Raw genomic sequence first — 7,543 nt, 5'->3', positions numbered from 1 at the left:
GGCGTCGGGGTACGACCCCGGCCGCCGGTTCCGGTGGCTGATCGCGCCGCGCTCGACGGTCGTACAGCCGGGACCTGTGCACACCGGGCTGACCCTTGACCCGGAGGCGGAGCTGGAGCGGCTGCTCCGGCTGCTGGTGCACTGAGGCGCCTGTTGCCGGGTGTGATGTTCGCTGTTGATCCCTTGGGCCGTTGACACAGGGTGTCCGGCCTTCTAGCGTCTCGAATGCGGAATACTAAGCGGTTGCTCAGTGATCGAGAGCCGCGATCCAAGGGCGAGGAGAACCAAGGATGTCCACCACCGAGCAGCGCGTTGCCATCGTGACCGGGGCGGCGCGCGGCATTGGCGCCGCCACCGCCGTACGACTGGCGGCGGAGGGCCGTGCCGTAGCCGTACTCGACCTCGACGAGGCGGCCTGCAAGGACACGGTCGAGAAGATCACCGCGGCCGGCGGCAAGGCCATCGCCGTCAGCTGCGACGTCTCCGACAGCGCCCAGGTCGAGGCTGCCGTCGCGCGCGTCGTCACCGAGCTCGGCGCGCCGACGATCCTCGTCAACAACGCCGGTGTGCTCCGCGACAACCTGCTCTTCAAGATGAGCGAGTCCGACTGGGACCTCGTGATGAACGTGCACCTCAAGGGCGCGTTCCTGATGGCCAAGGCTGTCCAGAAGCACATGGTGGACGCCAAGTTCGGCCGGATCGTCTCGCTCTCCTCCAGCTCCGCGCTGGGCAACAGGGGCCAGGCCAACTACTCGGCCGTCAAGGCCGGTCTGCAGGGCTTCACCAAGACCCTCGCCAAGGAGCTCGGCAAGTTCGGCGTCACCGCCAACGCCGTCGCCCCCGGTTTCATCGTCACCGAGATGACCGCGCAGACCGCGGAGCGGATCGGCATGGGCTTCGAGGAGTTCCAGGCCGCGGCCGCCACCCAGATCCCGGTGCAGCGCGTCGGGCGCCCCGAGGACATCGCCAACGCCATCGCCTTCTTCACGGGCGAGGACGCCGGCTTCGTCTCCGGCCAGGTCATGTACGTCGCCGGCGGACCGCTCAACTGAATCGGGAGAGGGCCGACATGACTGCGGTACAGGACAGTGGAAAGACCGCGCTGATCACGGGCGCGAGCCGCGGTATCGGATATGGGATCGCCGAGGCGCTCGTGGCCCGCGGCGACCGCGTCTGCATCACAGGACGCAATGAGGACGCCCTCAAGGAGGCCGTCGAGAAGCTCGGCAGCGACCGGGTGATCGGTGTCGCGGGCAAGGCCCACGACGTCGAGCACCAGGCGGTCGCGGTCGCGCGCACCATGGAGGCGTTCGGGCGCGTCGACTTCCTGGTCAACAACGCCGGTACGAACCCGGTGTTCGGACCGATGGCCGACCTCGACCTGAATGTCGCGCGCAAGGTGTTCGAGACCAACGTGATCTCGGCGCTGGGCTTCGCGCAGCAGACGTGGAAGGCGTGGCAGAAGGAGAACGGCGGGGCGATCGTCAACATCGCGTCGGTCGCCGGGCTCTCGCCGTCGCCGTTCATCGGTGCGTACGGCATGAGCAAGGCGGCGATGGTCAATCTGACGGTCCAGCTGGCGCACGAGTTCGCACCGGTCGTACGGGTCAACGCCATCGCGCCGGCCGTGGTGAAGACCAAGTTCGCCCAGGCGCTGTACGAGGGCCGTGAGGCGGAGGCCGCAGCGGCCTACCCGCTGGGCCGGCTCGGCGTGCCCGAGGACATCGGGGGCGCGGCCGCGTTCCTGACCTCGGACCAGTCGGCCTGGGTCACCGGGCAGACGCTGGTCGTCGACGGCGGCATCTTCCTCAACGCCGGGGTCCACTGACCGGTCGCTCGCTGTGCACGGCCCCGGGCGATCCGATCGCCCGGGGCCGCTGTCAGTGGTCGCGGGTAAGTTCTGTTCTCGAGAACGGAACGAATACCGGAGGTTGTTGACGTGACCGACACCGACATGCTGCCCGAGTCCTGGCGCGGCGTCCTCGGAGACGAGCTGCAGAAGCCGTACTTCAAGGAGCTGACCGAGTTCGTCGAGGACGAGCGGGCCAAGGGGCCGGTGTACCCGCCGCGCGACGAGGTCTTCGCCGCGCTGGACGCCACGCCGTACGATCGGGTGAAAGTGCTGGTCCTCGGTCAGGACCCGTACCACGGCGAGGGACAGGGGCACGGTCTGTGCTTCTCGGTGCGTCCCGGGGTGAAGACCCCGCCCTCCTTGCGCAACATCTACAAGGAGATGAAGGAGGAGCTCGGCCATCCGGTGCCGGACAACGGCTATCTGATGCCGTGGGCCGAGCAGGGTGTGCTGCTGCTCAACGCCGTTCTGACGGTGCGGGCCTCGGAGGCCAACTCCCACAAGGGCAAGGGCTGGGAGAAGTTCACCGATGCGGTGATCCGCGCGGTGGACGCGCGCCCCGACCCCGTGGTCTTCGTCCTCTGGGGGAACTACGCGCAGAAGAAGCTGCCGCTGATCGACGAGGAGCGCCACATCGTGGTCAAGGGGGCGCACCCCTCGCCGCTCTCCGCGAAGAAGTTCTTCGGGTCGCACCCCTTCACACAGATCGACGAGGCGGTCGCGGCCCAGGGGCACGAGGCCATCGACTGGCGGATCCCGGACCTGGGCTGAGCCGGATTGTCAGTGGCGGCGGCTAGCGTCTGCACCACGGGACGGACGAGAAGGAGCCGGCAGTGACGGAGCAGCAGCAGGAGGCGTCGGCAGACGCGGTCATGGCCAGGATCGGGCAGGTGATGATGCTGCTCCACGGAGGTGACCGGGAAGAGGCGCGCAATCGGTTCGGTGCGCTGTGGGCGGAGATCGGTGAGGACGGCGACGCCCTCCACCGCTGCACCCTCGCCCACTACATGGCGGACACCCAGGACGATCCTGAGGACGAACTGCTCTGGGATCTGCGGGCGTTGTCCGCGGCGGACGGTCTGGACGACCAGCGGGTCGACCGGCACCACGCCGGCCTCGCGGTACGGGGTTTCTATCCGTCACTTCATCTCAACCTGGCCGCCGACTATCTGAAGCTGGAGCGCCGCGATGCCGCGCGGAACCATCTGACCCGCGCGCGGACCGCGTCGGACGCGCTCGCCGACGACGGGTACGGGGACGGGGTCCGCGCGGCGATCGACCGGTTGGAGTGGCGGCTGGGGGAGAGCTGACCGGCGCCTGCCGGTCAGCGGCCGTACGTCTGGCGGCAGATACGGGCCTGGGGGCTGTCCGGCTGCCAGCCGCCGTAGCTCTGGCCGAGTGCGCAGACGTCGGACGGGGTCAGGGGGACGACCGGTTCGGTGTGCGGCACGGGCGGCTTCCGGTGCTGCGCGGCGGGCCGGGACCGGGGCTCGGCGGGCCGCTCGACGTGCCGTACGCGGGGCGCGGCGGGCGCCGACGGGGCGGGGTCCGCGGTCTTCGGCGGCGCGATGGCCTCCAGGGCTTCGATCGCGGGAGCCTGCACGAGCAGCGGCTCCGTGTACGCGGCGGACTGTGAAGGCGTCGGCCGAGGAGACGGTACGGGGGCGGGAGGGGGCGCGACAGCCATACAGCCGGAAACGGCCGAGACGGCCATGCCGACCAGGATGGTTGCTGTGATCTTCGTCTGGTGCACGCGCGCAACTTTGCTGCCTCGGCAGCTCATTGGGGAGTGAGCGGGCGAAGAATGGCCCGGACGGGTGACGTCGTCCAGCGAGCGCTCCGCAGCCCGTCCGCAGCCCGTCCGCAACTCGATCGCAGGCGGATCGCAGGCGGGACCTCCAACCGCACGTATCCTGCCCAGGTACAGCATCAGGACAGCACACAGCATTGAGGGAGACCCCTGTGAAGGTCGGCTGCATCGGACTCGGGGCCATCGCGCAGAAGGCCTATCTGCCCGTACTGACCACCCTGCCGGGGATCGAACTGCATCTGCAGACCCGCACCCCCGCCACCCTCGCCAAGGTCGCCGAGACCCATCGGATCCCCGCGGCGCAGTGCCACACCGACCTCGACACCCTGCTCGCGCAGGGCCTCGACGCCGCGTTCGTGCACGCGCCGACCTCCGTGCACCCCGAGATCGTCACCCGGCTGCTCCAGGCGGGTGTGGCCACCTACGTCGACAAGCCCCTCGCGTACGAGCTCGAGGCGTCCCAGCAGCTGGTACGCCTCGCCGAAGAGACCTCCACCAGCCTGGCAGTCGGCTTCAACCGCCGGCTCGCCCCCGGCTACGCGCAGTGCGCCGAGCACCCGCGCGAGCTGATCCTGATGCAGAAGAACCGCGTCGGCCTCCCCGAGGACCCGCGCACCCTGGTGCTCGACGACTTCATCCATGTCGTGGACACGCTGCGCTTCCTGGTGCCCGGTCAGGTCGAGCACATCGACGTCAGGGCGCGGATCGTCGAGGGCCTGATGCACCACGTGGTGCTCCAGCTCTCCGGCGACGGCTTCACCGCGATCGGCACCATGAACCGGATGAACGGTTCCACCGAGGAGATCCTCGAAGTCTCGGGACAGGACACCAAGCGCCAGGTCGTCAACCTCGCCGAAGTCGTGGACCACAAGGGCCAGCCGACCGTGCGCCGGCGCGGCGACTGGGTGCCGGTGGCCAGGCAGCGCGGCATCGAGCAGAGCGTGCTGTCGTTCCTCGAAGCCGTACGGGCAGGAAAGGTGCTCAGCGCCCAGGACGCACTGCTGACTCACGAGCTGTGCGAGCGAGTGGTGCTACAGGCTCTGGAACAGGCCGCCTGAACGAGCGCACGGCGGTGATCGCGCAGAACAGGGCGAGCACCGCCACCGCGCCGTGCACCGCCCAGTCGCCGAACCGCACGTAGAGCGTCGTGCCGTGCGCCAGCGGGATGTCGTAGACCTGAGACGTGTCGCGGTCCGTGCCCAGCCAGGGCCCGGCCCTGCGCCCGTCGGGCCCGTACACCGCACTCACACCGGTGAGCGTGGCGTGCACCATCGGCCGGCCCGTCTCCGCCGCCCGCAGCGCGGAGAGCGAGGCGTGCTGCTCGGGCGCCCAGCTGTGCTGGAAGGACGAGGTCGCCGACTGGGCGATCAGCAGCTGCGCGCCGTCCTGGGTCAGATGCCGGGTCATGTCCGGGAAGGCCGACTCGAAGCAGACCAGCGGCCCGAGACGCAGCCCGTCGGGGAGCGTCATGACCACCTGGCGGGTCCCGCGCTGCCGGTCCTCCCCGGCGGCCTTGCCGACCGAGGTCGCCCAGCCGAGGAGCGAGCGGGCCGGGATGTACTCGCCGAAGGGGACGAGCCGCATCTTGTCGTAACGGTCGCCCGTCGGCCCGGCCGGACCGACCAGCACCGAGCTCTTGAAGATGCCGGGCTTGTCGGAGCGCCTGGCATCCACGTTGACCAGGATGTCCGCACCGAGCTGCCGGGAGAGCGCGGCGATACGGGCGGCCAGATCGGGGCGGGCCGCGAGGTCCTCACCGACGCTGCTCTCGCCCCACACCACCAGATCGACATCCTGCCCGGCCAGCCGGCGGGTGAGCGCCTCCTCGCGGTCGAACCGCGCCTGCGGAGTCGCGACAACGCCCGGCTGGACCACGGCGATCCGCGTCCGGCCGCTCTCCTCGGGCCGCGGGGCCCAGACCCAGACAGCCGTGGTGATCAGCGCGCACCCGACGATCCCGGCCACAGCGGCCGTACGGGCGGACTGCGCGACCAGCAGCGCGAGGACCCCCGTGTTCACCGCCACCACCAGCAGACTCACCAGCCACACCCCGCCGACCGACGCGAGGCGCAGGGCAGGGGCGAGGTCCCACTGGCTGGAGCCGAGCATCCCCCAGGGGCCGCCCAAGCCTTGCCAGGACCTGACCAGTTCCGCCATCAGCCACCCGGAGGGGACGACGACCAGCGAGGCGGCGACCCGGCCCGGCGCGGGCGCGCCCCCGAGCATGTGCCGTACCAGCCAGCCCCAGGGCGCCCACAGCAGGCCGAGCAGGGCCGCGAGGACGACGATGAAGACCGTGAGGCTCGGCATCAGCCAGTGATGTACGGCGATCATGAAGCCGGTGCCGCCGAGCCATCCGTCCAGCGCCGCCCGCCGGGCCGTGGGCGCGCAGCGGATCAGCAGCATCCAGGGCACCAGGGCGACGTACGCGAACCACCACAGCGACGGCGCGGGAAAGGCGAGCGCGGGCAGCGCCCCGGCCAGCAGTGCGAGCGCACCGCGCCACCAGGACGAGACCAAGAACCTCTGCATCCCGCGCCTCCCTCTCCGTGTGCTCCTCTTCAGTGTGGGGGAGCGGCGCGATCATGGACAGTGGGTAATACGCCGACCGCGTCAGCCGGCCGCGGCGAGCGCCCCCGTCGTACGCCGCCACTTCTCGTGGACGACGACCTTGTGGACGCGCCAGCCGCCGTCGGTGCGCAGCAGACTGAACGCGTAGCGTCCGCCGGATTCGAAGTTCGGCTCCGTGGACCGGTCGTCGTCGTCATCCGGCGACCGCAGCCGCATCGGATTCACATAGTCGGCCTGGAGCTCGGCGCGGTCACCGGGGTAGCCGCCCAGATCCTGGATGCGGAGCAGGCGGTTGCAGATCAGGTGCTGGCGCACGGGGAAGAGTTGCATCATTTCGGCGAGCCAGTCGGCGACCTCCGACGCCGGCCCCTCGATTCCGCCGGACGTACGGTAGTCGGCACGGCCGGCCGGGGTGAACAGACCGCGGTAGGCCGCCCAGTCGCCGTCGTCGACCGCCACCGCGTATCCGGTGATCAGTTCGTCGATGTCGAGGCGGTCCATCACGGTCGCGAGTTCCACGCGCTGCGTCATCGGCTCAGTGTCGGGCAGTGCGGCCGTCAGGCCAAGAGGAGGGTGCAGGAGATTGTCTGTACGGATTGAACGCAAGGGCCCCGTCACCACCGTCGTGCTCGCCCGGCCCGAGGCGCGGAACGCGGTCGACGGGCCCACCGCCCGGCAACTCGCGGACGCGTTCCGCGCGTTCGAGGCGGACTCGGAGGCCGCGGTGGCGGTGCTGTGGGGCGAGGGCGGCACGTTCTGTGCGGGCGCCGATCTCAAAGCGATGGGCACCGCGCGCGGCAACGACGTCACGGACGGGGGCGACGGGCCGATGGGGCCGACGCGGATGCGGCTGACGAAACCGGTCGTCGCGGCCGTGGCGGGTCATGCGGTGGCCGGAGGGCTCGAGCTGGCGCTCTGGTGCGATCTGCGGGTGGCCGAGGAGTCCGCGGTGTTCGGGGTGTTCTGCCGGCGCTGGGGTGTGCCGCTGATCGACGGCGGGACCGTACGGCTGCCACGGCTCATCGGGGCGAGCCGTGCCATGGACATGGTCCTCACCGGGCGGGCGGTCGACGCGGCGGAGGCGTACGCCATCGGACTGGCCAACCGGGTGGTCCCTGACGGTGGCGCCAGGGAGGCCGCCGAGGAGCTCGCCGCCACGATCGCGGCCTTCCCCCAGTCCTGTCTGCGCGGGGACCGGCTCTCGCTCCTCGAACAGGAGGGGCTGTCCGAGGAGGAAGCGATGGCGGGCGAACTGGTGCACGGCCGCAGATCGCTGGAGCAGGCGGGCGAGGGGGCGGCCCGGTTCGCGG

Annotated in this window: 10 protein-coding genes; 7 read left to right on the top strand and 3 right to left on the bottom strand. The window is 70.5% G+C overall.

Features of this window, described 5'->3' with window-relative positions; all coding sequences use genetic code 11:
* The 5 genes from J0695_RS34135 to J0695_RS34115 all read left to right on the top strand — a co-directional run.
* Positions 1-145: DUF3037 domain-containing protein (locus tag J0695_RS34135; protein WP_206968649.1), on the top strand; the 145-nt coding region annotated here is incomplete at its 5' end.
* 145 nt (positions 146-290) lie between these two features.
* Positions 291-1,052, top strand: a complete 762-nt coding sequence (gene fabG, locus J0695_RS34130) for a 3-oxoacyl-ACP reductase FabG (protein WP_206968647.1) — start codon at positions 291-293, stop codon at positions 1,050-1,052.
* A 17-nt stretch (positions 1,053-1,069) separates the two neighbouring features.
* Entirely contained in the window at positions 1,070-1,828 is a 759-nt protein-coding gene (locus J0695_RS34125; RefSeq protein ID WP_206968646.1) for an SDR family oxidoreductase, read from the top strand.
* Positions 1,829-1,939: 111 nt separating this feature from the next.
* The gene (gene ung, locus J0695_RS34120; RefSeq protein ID WP_206968645.1) at positions 1,940-2,623 is read left to right on the top strand and encodes a uracil-DNA glycosylase; all 684 of its coding nucleotides are present in this window, start codon (positions 1,940-1,942) and stop codon (positions 2,621-2,623) included.
* Positions 2,624-2,724: 101 nt separating this feature from the next.
* Positions 2,725-3,162 carry a hypothetical protein gene (locus tag J0695_RS34115; RefSeq protein ID WP_206968648.1) on the top strand — a complete coding sequence of 146 codons (438 nt, stop codon included), beginning with the start codon at positions 2,725-2,727 and terminating at the stop codon, positions 3,160-3,162.
* A 14-nt stretch (positions 3,163-3,176) separates the two neighbouring features.
* On the opposite strand, the gene J0695_RS34110 is transcribed toward J0695_RS34115, so the two are convergent.
* Positions 3,177-3,605 (bottom strand): hypothetical protein, encoded by a 429-nt coding sequence (locus J0695_RS34110; protein ID WP_206968644.1) that lies wholly within the window; start codon positions 3,603-3,605, stop codon positions 3,177-3,179.
* 209 nt (positions 3,606-3,814) lie between these two features.
* Between J0695_RS34110 and J0695_RS34105 the strand changes: the two genes are divergently transcribed.
* The gene (locus J0695_RS34105; protein ID WP_206968643.1) at positions 3,815-4,720 is read left to right on the top strand and encodes a Gfo/Idh/MocA family protein; all 906 of its coding nucleotides are present in this window, start codon (positions 3,815-3,817) and stop codon (positions 4,718-4,720) included.
* On the opposite strand, the gene lnt is transcribed toward J0695_RS34105, so the two are convergent.
* Together lnt and J0695_RS34095 are read right to left on the bottom strand one after the other, a co-directional pair.
* Positions 4,644-6,194 carry an apolipoprotein N-acyltransferase gene (lnt, locus tag J0695_RS34100; protein WP_206968642.1) on the bottom strand — a complete coding sequence of 517 codons (1,551 nt, stop codon included), beginning with the start codon at positions 6,192-6,194 and terminating at the stop codon, positions 4,644-4,646. The two genes, J0695_RS34105 and lnt, sit on opposite strands and share 77 nt — an antisense overlap.
* 81 nt (positions 6,195-6,275) lie before the next feature.
* The gene (locus J0695_RS34095; protein WP_206968641.1) at positions 6,276-6,764 is read right to left on the bottom strand and encodes a nuclear transport factor 2 family protein; all 489 of its coding nucleotides are present in this window, start codon (positions 6,762-6,764) and stop codon (positions 6,276-6,278) included.
* 52 nt (positions 6,765-6,816) lie between these two features.
* Between J0695_RS34095 and J0695_RS34090 the strand changes: the two genes are divergently transcribed.
* Positions 6,817-7,543: crotonase/enoyl-CoA hydratase family protein (locus J0695_RS34090; protein ID WP_206968640.1), on the top strand; the 727-nt coding region annotated here is incomplete at its 3' end.

This window comes from Streptomyces beijiangensis (genome assembly GCF_017315755.1).
Taxonomy (GTDB): Bacteria; Actinomycetota; Actinomycetes; order Streptomycetales; family Streptomycetaceae; genus Streptomyces; species Streptomyces beijiangensis.
Note: the sequence above shows the minus strand (reverse complement) of the source record. Positions and strands in the feature narration are given on the sequence as shown.